The organism is Pseudomonas sp., assembly GCF_030690725.1.
In the GTDB taxonomy this organism is placed as follows: Bacteria; Pseudomonadota; Gammaproteobacteria; order Pseudomonadales; family Pseudomonadaceae; genus Aquipseudomonas.
Genome location: NZ_JAUYGD010000007.1, coordinates 13,702 through 25,772 on the forward strand (window position 1 = coordinate 13,702; position 12,071 = coordinate 25,772).

The window sequence follows — 12,071 nt, forward strand, 5'->3', positions numbered from 1 at the left end:
CGCTGGACATGGTCATTCTCGAAATTAGATTCAGCGTTAGGTTCAGCGGTAATTCAGGCCAAGGGCCAGGCGCACTTCACTCAGAGTTTCGCGCGCCTCGGAGCGCGCACGCTCGGCGCCATCGGCAAGAATCTGCCGCACCAGATCAGGGTTGTCCTGATAATCCGCGGCGCGCGCCTGCAACGGTTGCAACTCCTGCTGCAGCGCCTCAACCAAAGGCGCCTTGCATTCCAGACAGCCGATACCGGCGCTGCGGCAGCCTTGCTGGGCCCAGTCGCAGGTCTCATTACTGGAATACAGCTGATGCAGCGGCCACACCGGACAATTCGCCGGGCTACCGGGATCATCGCGATGCACCCGCGCTGGATCGGTCGGCATACGGCGGATCTTCTCCTCGATCGCCGCAGCGTTGTCACGCAGGAAAATCGCGTTGTTATTGGATTTGGACATCTTCCCGCCATCGAGCCCGAGCAGCTTGGGCGACTCGCCGAGCATGGCCTGCGGTTCAATCAGCAGAATCTTGCCGCCACCCTCCAGGTAACCGTAAAGGCGCTCTTTATCACCCAGGGTAATGCTCTGTTGATCCTTAAGCAGCGCCCGCGCGGTTTCCAGCGCCTCGGCGTCGCCCTGCTGCTGATAGGCCTTGCGCAGATTGTTGTAGAGCGTCGCGGTTTTCTTGCCGAGCTTGATAATCGCCGCCTCGGCCTTCTCCTCAAAGCCAGGCTCGCGGCCATACAAATGGTTGAAACGCCGCGCCACATCCCGGGCGAACTCGATATGCGCCAGCTGATCGCTGCCCACCGGCACCACGCCGGCGCGGTACAGCAGAATATCCGCGGCCTGCAGCAAGGGGTAACCGAGAAAGCCGAAGGTGCTCAGGTCCTTGCCGTGCAACTGTTCCTGCTGCTCTTTATAGGACGGCACCCGCTCCAGCCAGCTGAGCGGGCAGATCATCGACAGCAGCAGGTGCAACTCGGCGTGTTCAGGGACTTGCGACTGGATAAACAGCGTCGCTGAGCTGGGGCTGACGCCGGCCGCCAGCCAGTCCACGGCCATGTCCATTACGCGCTGGGACAGTGGGCCGACATCGTCGTAATCAGTGGTCAGCGCGTGTAGGTCAACGATGCAGAAGAAGCATTCATAGGTGTGTTGCAGCTTCACCCAGTTCTTCAGCACCCCCTGGTAGTGCCCCAGGTGCAGCAGACCACTCGGGCGCATGCCAGACAGCACGCGGCGTTCAGCGTCAACAAGACTCAAAACGGATTACCTGAAAGCTCAAAGGAGCCCGATTATAGCCAGGATCAGATGTCATTCGTAAAAGGCGACGGATCACCGCAACCCACTCGGAACACCTCGGGCTCATCGTTAAGCAGGCTGACCACGGTAGAGGCTTCCAGCCCGCCAAAACCGCCATCGATGATCAGATCGACCTGATGCTCAAGGATCTGACGCATCTCGTAAGGGTCGCTCATCGGCAGCGTGTCCTCCGGCAGAATCAAGGTCACGCTCATCAACGGCTCATCCAGCTCGGCCAGCAAGGCCATGGCTATCGGATGGCTGGGCACACGCAAACCGATGGTGCGGCGCTTAGCATGCAGCAGCATGCGCGGCACCTCACGGGTGGCATTGAGGATAAAGGTGTAAGGCCCCGGGGTATGACTCTTGAGCAGGCGAAAGGCGGCGGTGTCGACCTTGGCGAAGGTGCTGAGCTGCGACAGGTCGCGGCATACCAGGGTGAAGTTGTGTTTATCGTCCAGCTGACGCAGGCGGCGGATGCGCTCCACCGCGCTCTTGTCGCCGATGTGGCAGCCGACGGCATAGGAGGAATCGGTCGGATAGATCACCACCCCGCCGCTACGAATAATCTCCACGGCCTGTTTGATCAGGCGCGCTTGCGGGTTTTCCGGATGAATCTGGAAGAATTGGCTCACGCTCGGTTCCTGGTCAAATTGCAGTAGGCTGCTGGACATGCTGAAACCGTGCCCACAGGGGCGGTAGATCCTCGGGCACCGGGCGATAGACGCCCAGCTCAGACCACTGGCCTGGCGCGTGGAAATCACTGCCTGCGGTGACAAACATGCCGAACTCCCTCGCCAGAATCGCCAGACTGCCAACCTGCTCGGCCGGCTGCATACCGTTGACCACCTCAAGTGAATGGCCGCCGGCACCGACAAAATCGGCGATCAACTTGCGTCGTTTACTCCGAGTAAAGTCGTACTGCCAGGGATGCGCCAGACTGACCCAGGCATTGGCACGGCGCAGGGTATCCACTGCCTGAGCCAACTCTGGCCAGTGCTGTTTGACATCACCCAACTTGCCCGAGCCCAGCCACTTGCGAAACGCTTCGGCGCGGTCCTTGACGTAGCCACTGCGTACCAGAAAGTCGGCAAAGTGCGGACGCGCCGGGGCGTTGCCGCTGTCGCCCAATTCCTGTTGCATGGCCCGCGCGCCTTCCAGCGCACCTGGCATACCCTTGGCTTCCAGGCGTTTGCTGATTTCCGCAGCGCGCAACCAGCGCCCCTCATGCAATTCGGCAATCGCCTGCTGCAAGGCCGGCGCATCGCGGTTGAAGGCGTAGCCCAACACGTGAATGGTCGCGCCACCCCAGGTGCAGGACAGCTCGATGCCATTGACCAGCTGCATACCCAAGGCTTGCGCTGCGGCGCCGGCTTCATCAAGGCCATCGAGAGTGTCGTGATCGGTCAACGCCAGCAAACGCACACCGCGCTCAAACGCCCGCGCCACCACCACAGCCGGCGCAAGGGCGCCATCTGAAGCGGTGCTGTGGCAATGCAAATCAACATCCATAAGGGGCGCTTTCCGAGTCATTTATGTTTGTTATTATGCCGCCAGATGTGGATTCTTGCTGGCTTGCGCCAATATTTCCTCGACTTTGCCTGACCAGGCTGCTTTTCTCCCCAGGCAGCGGCCTACGCCGACGACCTTATTAAGGATTGAAATGCTCTACGCGATCATTGCCACCGATGTGGAAAACTCCCTGGAAAACCGCCTGAATGCCCGCCCAGCACACCTGGCGCGCCTGGAGCAACTGAAGACTGAAGGCCGTTTGATCCTCGCCGGCCCACACCCGGCCGTCGACAGCAATGATCCAGGCCCAGCCGGGTTTTCCGGCAGCCTGATCGTCGCCGAGTTCGAATCGCTACTGGCCGCACAACAATGGGCAGATGCCGACCCTTACCGCGCCGCCGGGGTATATGCCTCGGTGCTGGTAAAACCCTTCAAGCTGGTCTTGCCTTGAAGCCATCCCTTCGCTGAACAACCCATAACAACAATTACAAAGATAGGAGTTCCGATGCGTACAGGCCCGCTGTTTCTACTCTTGACCCTGTGCTTGCCGGCCGTCACCCAGGCCGAGGAAAGCCCGCCGCAGCCATTGGCAGAAGCCACTTCGGCGCAGACGCAGATCGATGAACTGGAGCAGCGCCTGGCGCTCAGCGAAGAACAGCGCGCAGCCCTCAGCGCTGAACTGCAGAACAGCAGCAACGAACGTGACACCGTACAACTGCAGCGCCTGCGCCAGGAAAACCAACGCCTCAAGCTGCAGCTGAAAAAAGCCCAGGCCAGTGCCCCGCAGCCGCTGATCAGCGAACAGCAAATGTGGTTCGCCACAGGCGCCGGCGCCGGTTTGCTCGGGGTGATTATCGGTGCGTTCCTGCGCCGTGGTCGCCGCTCACGTAGCGAGTGGCTCAACTGACCCATGAGTGATCTGCTGTTAATCGACGACGACGTCGAACTCTGCGAACTGCTTACCAGCTGGCTGACCCAGGAAGGCTTTCAGGTCAGCGCCTGCCATGACGGCCACAGCGCGCGCAACGCCCTAGCCCAGCACAGCCCGGATGCCGTGGTGCTGGACGTGATGCTGCCCGACGGCAGCGGCCTAGAACTGCTCAAGCAGTTGCGCAGCGACCACCCGGAACTGCCGGTGCTGATGCTTTCAGCACGCGGCGAACCGCTGGACCGGATTCTCGGCCTGGAACTGGGCGCCGACGATTACCTGGCCAAACCCTGCGACCCCCGCGAACTCACCGCGCGCCTGCGCGCCGTCTTGCGCCGCAGCTTGCCGGCCACGCCCAGCAGCCCGCTCGATCTCGGCGACCTGCATTACAGCCAGGCCCGCGGTACCGTAACCCTGGGCGAACAGGAAGTGCTGCTGACCCTCTCGGAAAGCCGCATCCTCGAAGCCCTGCTGCAACAGCCGGGCGAGCCGGTGGATAAACAGGAACTGGCGCAACTAGCCCTCGGCCGCAAGCTGACCCTGTATGACCGCAGCCTGGATATGCACGTCAGTAACCTGCGCAAAAAACTCGGCCCACACGCCGACGGCCGCCAGCGCATCCTGGCGCTACGCAGTCGCGGCTATTACTACAGCGTCTGAGCAGTCGCTGTGTAAATCAGCCACACGGTGCTCTTTACCTAAGCTTTACCTTGCCCTGACGGCCCTTGACCTTGACCGCCCTAGACTGGGCTCATCCGGTGTTTACCGGTTTCAGACAAGGAGACACACCATGCGCAAGACCCTTACCGCAGTACTGCTCGCCCTGACACTGCCGACCCTGGCCATGGCCATGCCCGAAGGCGGCCCACGGCACGGCGGCGGCGAGCACAGCTCCCGCATGTTCAAAGAACTCGACCTGAGCAAAGAGCAGCACCGCGAAATCCGTAAGCTGATGGGCGAGCAGATGAAAGGCCGCCACGACATCACCAAACGCTACCTGGACAAGCTGCCGGCAGCCGAACAGAAAGCCATGCAAGACGAATTGCAGGCCGCCAAGGACAAACAGCACAGCGCCATCCGCGCCCTGCTCAAGCCTGAGCAGCAGAAAGCCTTCGACGAGCATCAGAAAAAGATGGAAGAGCGCCGCGCGGAACGTCAGGCATTCAAAGCCTGGCAGGCCGAGCAGGCGAAAAAGAACTAATCCGGGCACTGTTGCCTTTACGCCCATCAGGCTGCAAAACCTGATGGGCGTACGCATTTCCACCACATCCATTCCACTAAGGAGCCACCGTGCGGTCACTGTTCTGGCGCATCTTTGCCAGCTTCTGGCTGGCTATTGCCCTGGTTGCCGGGCTGTCCATGCTGCTTGGGCGCATGCTCAATCAGGACGCCTGGTTGCTCAGCCAGCACCCCGGTATGGATGACCTTGCCGAGAAGTGGACGCAACGCTACGAAAAGAAAGGCCCAAGCGCCGCCCAAGATCTGCTCGAACAACGCAAACGCAAGTTCCGTATTGATGTGCAGGTGCTTGATGACAGCGGCCAAGCCGTGGTCAAAGGCACCTTCCCGCCCCGCGCGGCGGCCTTTGAAGCCCGCCATCGCAATGAGAAACGCCTGCCCTGGCGCCGCCTGAGTGTCGACTACACCAGCCCGTACAGCGGTGAAACCTACCTGTTTATCTACCGCATCCCGAACCCCGAGGTCGCCGCCTGGCAGCGCGAGAGCCTGCTCTGGCCGCTGAGCGCACTGGGTATCGCGATGCTGGTGCTGACCCTGTTCAGCCTTTGGCTGACGCTGTCCATCACCCGTCCGCTGAATCGCCTGCGCGGCGCCGTGCATGATCTGGGGCAAACCGCTTATCAGCAGAACAGCCTGGCCAAACTGGCCGAACGGCGCGATGAACTTGGCGTGCTGGCGGCCGACTTCAACCGCATGGGCGAACGGGTGCAAGGCCTGATCAGCAGCCAGCGCCAGCTGCTACGTGACGTGTCTCATGAGCTGCGCTCACCGTTGGCGCGCCTGCGCATCGCTCTGGCGCTGACCGAGCGCGCCGACGCGACCGAACGGGAAAAATACTGGCCGCGCCTGAGCCAGGAGTGCGACCGCCTGGAGGCGCTGATCAGTGAAATCCTCGCCCTCGCCCGCCTCGACGCCGAGCCAGGCGCAGCGCAGCCGATCAACCTCGACGAACTGCTGCACAAGTTGCAGGAAGACGCGCGCCTGGACGCGCCGGAGCAACAGATCAAGATTCAGCTGGAAAGCGGCCTGCAGCTCAACGGCTGGCCGGACATGCTGCAACGCGCGCTGGATAACCTGCTGCGCAACGCCCTGCGTTTCAACCCGGCTGGCCAGGCCATCGAGCTGACGACCAGGACAGACGCCGAGCAACTATGCCTGAGCGTGCGTGACCACGGCCCGGGCGTTGCGCCTGAGCTGCTGACGCGCCTTGGCGAGCCCTTCTACCGCGCGCCCGGCCAGACCAGCAGCGGTCACGGCCTGGGCTTGGCCATTGCCCGCCGCGCCGCCGAGCGGCATGGCGGCCAACTGGAGCTGAGCAACCATGCGCAAGGCGGCTTTGTCGCCACCCTGCGCCTACCGCTTACTCCGCCGAATCAGGCGCAGGCCAAGCCCTGACAAAGTCACTGACCTGTACCTGCGGCACCGCGCGCAATTCGCGCTCTGGGGTGCCGAGGTAGAGGTAGGCAATAACCTGCTCATCTGCGCTCAGCCCCAAGCCGGCAGCGACCTGCGCGTTGTAGGCCATATCGCCGGTGCGCCAGACCGCGCCAATACCCTGGGCATGGGCAGCCAACAGAATCCCGTGAGCGGCGCAGCCGGCAGCCAACACCTGCTCCTGCGCCGGTACTTTCGGGCTGGCCTGCACGCGAGCAATCACCACCACCAGCAACGGCGCACGCAGCGGCATGGCGCGCGCCTTGGTCAAAGCTTCGGGGCTGGCATCGGCAGGCAGTGCTCGGGCAAACAGCTCGCCCAACTGCGCCAGCGCAGCACCTTCGACGGTGAGAAAACGCCAGGGCCGCAGCTGGCCATGGTCAGGTGCGCGCAAAGCGGCGCGAAACAAAAGCTCGCGCTGCGCAGCATCGGGGGCCGGCGCCATCAGGCGCGGCGCGGAAACACGGTTTAGCAACGCATCAAGAGCGTCCATCAGCCACCTCGGCAATTGAAACAGACGACCATTCTAGTGCTTGAGCGCAGCGGAGGGGCAATCCGCACAGTTCTCAGGCTACCCGCTCAGGCGAAACACTCGGCAATACCGGCGGCATCAACGGCGGCAAGCCGTGTGCACTGCGCGCGGCATCGCAATGCGGGTTGTGCTCGCCGTTGACCCAGGAGGCCTCGAATTCGCGGCAGGTGCTGGAGCGCTGTTCATACAGCGTACAGCGCACACCCTGGCCGACTTCACCGAGCAGGGCCGTGCAGCGCACGGGCTTTTGCTCCGTGCCGCGCATGGCGACTCGGTGTGGGGTGATCAGCACCACCTGATCATCGGGCACCACACCGCCCGCCGATTGGCACTCACCCCAGAAAAATGACACACGAAAATGCGCGCAGCAGGCGCCACAGCTTAGACAAGGATTGCTATCGGACATGATTTGGCGGGCTCAGAAACCGGCAAGGGCCGGCACCTGACGGCTATTCTATGCAGCGCCAAGCGCTTGTAAAGCGCGCATTATGGCGGCTGTACAGCGGCTGCAGCGCGCGTAGAATAACGCCCCTTTACCCTACAGAGCCTGAGCCGAATCCATGTCATTGCCGACACTGCGCATCATTGCTTTTATTCTCGGCATCTTCCTGATCACCCTGGCCGCCAGCATGTTGATCCCCATGCTGACGCTGCTGCTGTATTCGCGCACCGACGACCTCAACGCCTTTCTCTGGTCCAGCCTGGTGACCGCCGCTGCGGGTATTGCCATGGTCATTCCCGGACGACCCAAGGACGCGCAGCTGCGCCCGCGCGACATGTACCTGCTGACCACCGGCAGTTGGCTGGTGGTGTGCATCTTCGCCGCCCTGCCGATGGTGCTGATTCACCACATCAGCTACACCGACGCCTTCTTCGAGACCATGTCCGGCGTTACCACCACCGGCTCAACCGTGCTATCGGGCCTGGACCACGCCTCCCCTGGCCTGCTGATCTGGCGCTCGATGCTGCAATGGCTGGGCGGCATCGGCTTTATCGGCATGGCGGTGGCGATTCTGCCGCTGCTGCGCGTCGGCGGCATGCGCCTGTTCCAGACCGAATCCTCCGACTGGGGCGAGAAGGTCATGCCACGCTCGCATATGGCGGCCAAATACATCCTGTTTATCTACCTGGGCCTGACCCTGAGCGGCTTTCTTGGCTACTGGCTCGCCGGCATGACGCCCTTCGATGCAATCAACCATGCGATGACCTCGATCTCCACCGGCGGCTACTCGACCTCGGACTCATCCCTGGCCAACTGGAACCAGCCAGCCGTGCACTGGGTCGCGGTGATACTGATGATCTTCGGCGGCCTGCCCTTTACCCTGTATGTCGCCACCCTGCGCGGGAACCGCAAAGCGCTTTACAAGGACCACCAGGTACGCGGTTTTATTGGCTTTCTGCTGGCCACCTGGCTGGTGTTCGGCACCTGGCTGTGGCTGCACTCGGATAACAGCTGGCTGGATGCGTTTCGCATCGTCGCGGTGAATGTCACCTCAGTGGTCACCACCACCGGCTATGCACTGGGCGACTACACCACCTGGGGCAGTTTCGCCGTGCTGCTGTTCTTCTACCTGACCTTTGTCGGCGGCTGCTCGGGGTCCACTTCCGGCGGATTGAAGATCTTTCGCTTTCAGGTGGCCTATGTGCTGTTGCGGGCCAACCTGCAGCAACTGGTGCACCCGCGTGCGGTGATCAAGCAGCAGTACAACAACCATAACCTCGATGAAGAAATTGTCCGCTCGCTGATCACCTTTTCGTTCTTCTTCACCATCACCATCGGCGTGATTGCCCTCGGCCTGACCTTGCTTGGCCTGGACTGGGTAACCGCGCTGACCGGCGCAGCGACGGCGGTGTGTAACGTGGGCCCCGGTTTGGGGCCAATCATCGGCCCAGCGGGTAATTTCTCCAGCCTGCCGGATGCCGCAAAGTGGTTGCTGACCATCGGCATGCTGCTCGGCCGCCTGGAAATTCTCACCGTACTGGTACTGGTCACTCGGGCATTCTGGCGGCATTGAGTGAAATAGGCCGGGCGATAAACAAGCCCGATAACCTAGACTCCTGCTACTTATGCAATGGAACCGCTTAGATGGCTTGGCCGACTTTACGGATCATCGCGTTTATCAATGGCATCTTTCTTCTGACCCTGGCGATCAGCATGGCCGTGCCCATGCTGACCCTGGTGCTGTTTGCGCGGCCTGACGAACTCAACGCGTTTCTCTGGTCCAGCCTGATCACCTTTATCGCCGGCATCGCGATGATTGCCCAGGGCCGGCCCAAGGATGTGCAGCTGCGCCCGCGCGACATGTACCTGCTGACGGTATCCAGCTGGGTGCTGGTGGGCCTGTTCGCCTCGCTGCCCTTTATGTTTTCCCTGCATGTGGGCATCACCGACGCAGTGTTTGAAAGCATATCGGGCATCACCGCCACTGGCGCCACCGTGCTGAGCGGGCTGGACAGCATGTCGCCGGGGATTCTGATCTGGCGCTCGCTGCTGCACTGGCTCGGCGGCATCGGTTTTATCGCCATGGCCGTGGCGATTCTGCCGATGTTGCGCATCGGTGGTATGCGCCTGTTCCAGACCGAGTCCTCGGACCGTTCCGAGAAGATCATGCCGCGCTCGCACATGGTCGCCAAGTACATGATCGCGGCCTACCTGGGCATCAGCCTGCTCGGCTGCCTGGCCCTGTGGACGGCGGGCATGGGCGGGTTCGACGCAATCAACCACACCATGTCAGCCATCGCCACTGGCGGTTTTTCCACCTCGGACCAATCGGTGGGCAAATGGACCGAGCCGGCGGTGCACTGGGTCACCATCGTGCTGATGATCCTCGGCAGCGTGCCGTTCGTGCTGTTTGCTTCAATGCTGCGCGGCAACTACAAGGCTTTGATCAGGGACCAGCAGGTACGCGGCTTTCTCGGCATTTTGCTGAGCACCTGGCTGTTGCTCGGCACCTGGTATTACCTGAGCACGGAACTGCACTGGCTCGAAGCCATTCGCCACGTGGCGTTCAACACCACCTCAATCATGACCACCACCGGCTTTGCCCTCGGCGATTACACGCTGTGGGGCGGTTTTGCCGGCATGCTGTTCTTCTACCTGGGGTTTATCGGTGGCTGCTCGGGCTCGACCGCCGGCGGGCTGAAGATATTTCGCTTCCAGGTGGCCTACGTGCTGCTCAGGGCCAACCTGATGCAGCTGATCCACCCGCGCGCGGTGATCAAACAGCAATACAACCGCCACCACCTGGATGAAGACATCGTCCGTTCGATCCTGACCTTCTCGTTCTTCTTCACCATCACCATTGCCGTGCTGGCCCTGGGCCTGACGCTCTGTGGGCTGGACTGGATCACCGCCCTCAGCGGCGCGGCCAGCACCGTCTCCGGCGTCGGCCCCGGCATGGGCCCGATCATCGGCCCGGCGGGCAACTTCTCCAGCCTGCCGGACACCGCCAAGTGGCTACTGACCTTCGGCATGCTGCTCGGCCGCCTGGAAATATTGACAGTACTGGTGCTGATGCTGCCGGCCTTCTGGCGACATTAAGCGCGCAGCTACAGACGCGCGCGATACTCACCCGGCGTGGTGTCAAACCAGCGGCGGAAGGCGCGGAAGAAGTTGCTCGGGTCGGAGAAACCCAGCAGGTAGGAAATTTCCAGCAAGGTCAGATTGGCCCGGCCCAGATACTGCCCGGCCAGCTCGCGGCGCGTATCGTCGAGCAGGTGCTGGTAGCTGGTGCCTTCATCCTGCAGTCGCCGCTGCAAGGTGCGCTCGGACAGCAACAGCGCCTGCGCCACCGCTTCCCGCTTGGGCTCGCCCTGAGGCAACAGACGGCATAACACCTGACGCACCTGATGGGTCACCCGCGTACCGGAAAAGCGCGCCAGGTAATCGCCGGCAAAGCGGTCATGCAGCTGCGCCAGCGCCTCATTGGCCGATGGTAGCGGCGCATCCAGATCGGCCCGCTCGAACAGCAAGGCGTAATGCTCGGCATTGAATTTCAGCGGACACTGGAACACTTCCTCATAAGGCGCCAAATCCTCTGGAGCCGGCCCCATCAAACTCACCAGGCGCGGGCGCAGCGGCTTGCCGGTCAGCCAGCGGCAGAATGCCAGGGAGTGTGCCAGCGAGGCCTCGGCGCTTTGCCGCGCCGAGGGCAGGCGATCACCGTGGATTGCCAGAAGCATTTCATAGCCCTCTGGCGTGGGATGAAAACTGAGGTCGGCGCCCTCGCCAATAATCCGCTGATAGCGCACCAGGCGGGCAAAACCTTCCTGCAGGTTGCGGCTGCTCATCACCGCATAGCCAACCACGTTGAAGGACGATGGCCGTAGAATCTTCGCCATATTCAGGCCAATCGCCGGGTTGCCACTGGCTTCCACGGCCATGTGCCACAGCCGCGTCATGCCGTCCTGGGCAAAGCGCGCATCGGGGTCGCTCAAGGCGGCATAGTCGAGGCCCAACTGGGCAAACAGGCTGCGGCAATCAACCCCGCCAAGCTCCAGGGCCGCGACAATGCCCGAGGCCCAGCTGGATGAAGTGGTACGTTCGCTCATGGCGTTTTCTTATTTTGAGTCAGCAAAAAGGGCGACAGAAGGATACTAAACTGGCACCTAATGTCAGTGGCCCAGCGCGTCAGTCGACCTAGACTGCAAGTAAGCCGCCATAGCCGCAAGCCTGGTGGCACTCAAAAGAATAAGAGGAGGCCCCTGATGAGCACTGAAACCCACGAACGCTACAACAGCTTCGCCGAGTTCTACCCCTATTACCTGCAGGAGCACAGCAACGCCACCTGCCGCCGCCTGCACTATGTCGGCAGCCTGCTGGTACTTTGCGTGCTGGGCTATGCCCTGGTCACTCAGCAGTGGCTGTGGCTGCTGGCCATACCGCTGATTGGTTACGGCTTTGCCTGGATCGGCCACTTTGTCTTCGAAAAGAATCGCCCCGCCACCTTTGATTACCCACTCTATTCGCTGATGGGCGACTGGGTGATGCTCAAGGATGCCTTTACCGGGCGCATCAAGTTTTAACCGCCCGCCCCGGCGACCGCTGACACAGGCGGCACTGCCGTTCGGCTGCCGCGCTTGGCGGTTGCGGTGGGCTTGGTTATGATCCCTGGCTTATTTTGCGCAGCC

Annotated in this window: 14 protein-coding genes; 8 read left to right on the forward strand and 6 right to left on the reverse strand. The window is 61.9% G+C overall.

Features of this window, described 5'->3' with window-relative positions:
• Window positions 1-42: 42 nt before the first annotated feature.
• From Q8O69_RS01675 to Q8O69_RS01685, 3 genes are read right to left on the reverse strand one after another with little or no spacing between them, the layout of a single operon-like run.
• Window positions 43-1,257 carry a tryptophan--tRNA ligase gene (locus Q8O69_RS01675; RefSeq protein WP_305589172.1) on the reverse strand — a complete coding sequence of 405 codons (1,215 nt, stop codon included), beginning with the start codon at window positions 1,255-1,257 and terminating at the stop codon, window positions 43-45.
• 44 nt (window positions 1,258-1,301) lie between these two features.
• A complete protein-coding gene (locus tag Q8O69_RS01680) occupies window positions 1,302-1,931 on the reverse strand; it encodes an L-threonylcarbamoyladenylate synthase (RefSeq protein WP_305589173.1) in 630 nt (209 codons plus the stop codon).
• Between the two features lie 13 nt (window positions 1,932-1,944).
• Window positions 1,945-2,808, reverse strand: a complete 864-nt coding sequence (locus Q8O69_RS01685) for a PHP domain-containing protein (RefSeq protein ID WP_275961325.1) — start codon at window positions 2,806-2,808, stop codon at window positions 1,945-1,947.
• Window positions 2,809-2,959: 151 nt separating this feature from the next.
• Here Q8O69_RS01685 and Q8O69_RS01690 point away from each other — a divergent pair, with 151 nt between their 5' ends.
• The 5 genes from Q8O69_RS01690 to Q8O69_RS01710 all read left to right on the forward strand — a co-directional run bounded on the left by Q8O69_RS01690 (window position 2,960) and on the right by Q8O69_RS01710 (window position 6,370).
• A complete protein-coding gene (locus Q8O69_RS01690; protein WP_275961324.1) occupies window positions 2,960-3,259 on the forward strand; it encodes a YciI family protein in 300 nt (99 codons plus the stop codon).
• Between the two features lie 54 nt (window positions 3,260-3,313).
• Window positions 3,314-3,715 carry a translation initiation factor 2 gene (locus tag Q8O69_RS01695; RefSeq protein ID WP_305589177.1) on the forward strand — a complete coding sequence of 134 codons (402 nt, stop codon included), beginning with the start codon at window positions 3,314-3,316 and terminating at the stop codon, window positions 3,713-3,715.
• A gap of 3 nt (window positions 3,716-3,718) precedes the next feature.
• On the forward strand, window positions 3,719-4,396 hold the full coding sequence (locus tag Q8O69_RS01700; RefSeq protein ID WP_275961322.1) for a response regulator transcription factor: 678 nt from the start codon (window positions 3,719-3,721) through the stop codon (window positions 4,394-4,396).
• Between the two features lie 130 nt (window positions 4,397-4,526).
• Entirely contained in the window at window positions 4,527-4,937 is a 411-nt protein-coding gene (locus Q8O69_RS01705; RefSeq protein WP_305589180.1) for a Spy/CpxP family protein refolding chaperone, read from the forward strand.
• Window positions 4,938-5,026: 89 nt separating this feature from the next.
• Window positions 5,027-6,370 (forward strand): HAMP domain-containing sensor histidine kinase, encoded by a 1,344-nt coding sequence (locus Q8O69_RS01710; RefSeq protein ID WP_305589181.1) that lies wholly within the window; start codon window positions 5,027-5,029, stop codon window positions 6,368-6,370.
• On the opposite strand, the gene Q8O69_RS01715 is transcribed toward Q8O69_RS01710, so the two are convergent.
• Both Q8O69_RS01715 and Q8O69_RS01720 read right to left on the reverse strand, forming a co-directional pair.
• Window positions 6,336-6,902 carry a nitroreductase family protein gene (locus tag Q8O69_RS01715; RefSeq protein ID WP_305589182.1) on the reverse strand — a complete coding sequence of 189 codons (567 nt, stop codon included), beginning with the start codon at window positions 6,900-6,902 and terminating at the stop codon, window positions 6,336-6,338. The two genes, Q8O69_RS01710 and Q8O69_RS01715, sit on opposite strands and share 35 nt — an antisense overlap.
• 73 nt (window positions 6,903-6,975) lie before the next feature.
• On the reverse strand, window positions 6,976-7,347 hold the full coding sequence (locus Q8O69_RS01720; RefSeq protein ID WP_305589183.1) for a YkgJ family cysteine cluster protein: 372 nt from the start codon (window positions 7,345-7,347) through the stop codon (window positions 6,976-6,978).
• Window positions 7,348-7,501: 154 nt separating this feature from the next.
• On the opposite strand from Q8O69_RS01720, the gene Q8O69_RS01725 reads away from it, so the two are divergent.
• Entirely contained in the window at window positions 7,502-8,956 is a 1,455-nt protein-coding gene (locus Q8O69_RS01725; RefSeq protein ID WP_304869949.1) for a TrkH family potassium uptake protein, read from the forward strand.
• A gap of 71 nt (window positions 8,957-9,027) precedes the next feature.
• A complete protein-coding gene (locus Q8O69_RS01730; protein ID WP_305589184.1) occupies window positions 9,028-10,482 on the forward strand; it encodes a TrkH family potassium uptake protein in 1,455 nt (484 codons plus the stop codon).
• Window positions 10,483-10,490: 8 nt separating this feature from the next.
• On the opposite strand, the gene Q8O69_RS01735 is transcribed toward Q8O69_RS01730, so the two are convergent.
• Window positions 10,491-11,492: an AraC family transcriptional regulator gene (locus tag Q8O69_RS01735; RefSeq protein ID WP_305589185.1), complete on the reverse strand. Its 1,002-nt coding sequence runs from the start codon at window positions 11,490-11,492 to the stop codon at window positions 10,491-10,493.
• Window positions 11,493-11,648: 156 nt separating this feature from the next.
• Between Q8O69_RS01735 and Q8O69_RS01740 the strand changes: the two genes are divergently transcribed.
• Window positions 11,649-11,966, forward strand: a complete 318-nt coding sequence (locus tag Q8O69_RS01740) for an Mpo1-like protein (protein ID WP_275961314.1) — start codon at window positions 11,649-11,651, stop codon at window positions 11,964-11,966.
• Window positions 11,967-12,071 lie beyond the last annotated feature (105 nt).

What these genes read in the sequence shown, in the direction of transcription:
- Q8O69_RS01720 (WP_305589183.1), bottom strand. Translation starts at nt 7,347, where the DNA reads ATGTCCGATAGCAATCCTTGTCTAAGCTGTGGCGCCTGCTGCGCGCAT.
- Q8O69_RS01735 (WP_305589185.1), bottom strand. Translation starts at nt 11,492, where the DNA reads ATGAGCGAACGTACCACTTCATCCAGCTGGGCCTCGGGCATTGTCGCG.
- Q8O69_RS01685 (WP_275961325.1), bottom strand. Translation starts at nt 2,808, where the DNA reads ATGGATGTTGATTTGCATTGCCACAGCACCGCTTCAGATGGCGCCCTT.
- Q8O69_RS01715 (WP_305589182.1), bottom strand. Translation starts at nt 6,902, where the DNA reads ATGGACGCTCTTGATGCGTTGCTAAACCGTGTTTCCGCGCCGCGCCTG.
- Q8O69_RS01700 (WP_275961322.1), top strand. Translation starts at nt 3,719, where the DNA reads ATGAGTGATCTGCTGTTAATCGACGACGACGTCGAACTCTGCGAACTG.
- Q8O69_RS01695 (WP_305589177.1), top strand. Translation starts at nt 3,314, where the DNA reads ATGCGTACAGGCCCGCTGTTTCTACTCTTGACCCTGTGCTTGCCGGCC.
- Q8O69_RS01730 (WP_305589184.1), top strand. Translation starts at nt 9,028, where the DNA reads ATGGCTTGGCCGACTTTACGGATCATCGCGTTTATCAATGGCATCTTT.
- Q8O69_RS01725 (WP_304869949.1), top strand. Translation starts at nt 7,502, where the DNA reads ATGTCATTGCCGACACTGCGCATCATTGCTTTTATTCTCGGCATCTTC.
- Q8O69_RS01705 (WP_305589180.1), top strand. Translation starts at nt 4,527, where the DNA reads ATGCGCAAGACCCTTACCGCAGTACTGCTCGCCCTGACACTGCCGACC.
- Q8O69_RS01740 (WP_275961314.1), top strand. Translation starts at nt 11,649, where the DNA reads ATGAGCACTGAAACCCACGAACGCTACAACAGCTTCGCCGAGTTCTAC.
- Q8O69_RS01690 (WP_275961324.1), top strand. Translation starts at nt 2,960, where the DNA reads ATGCTCTACGCGATCATTGCCACCGATGTGGAAAACTCCCTGGAAAAC.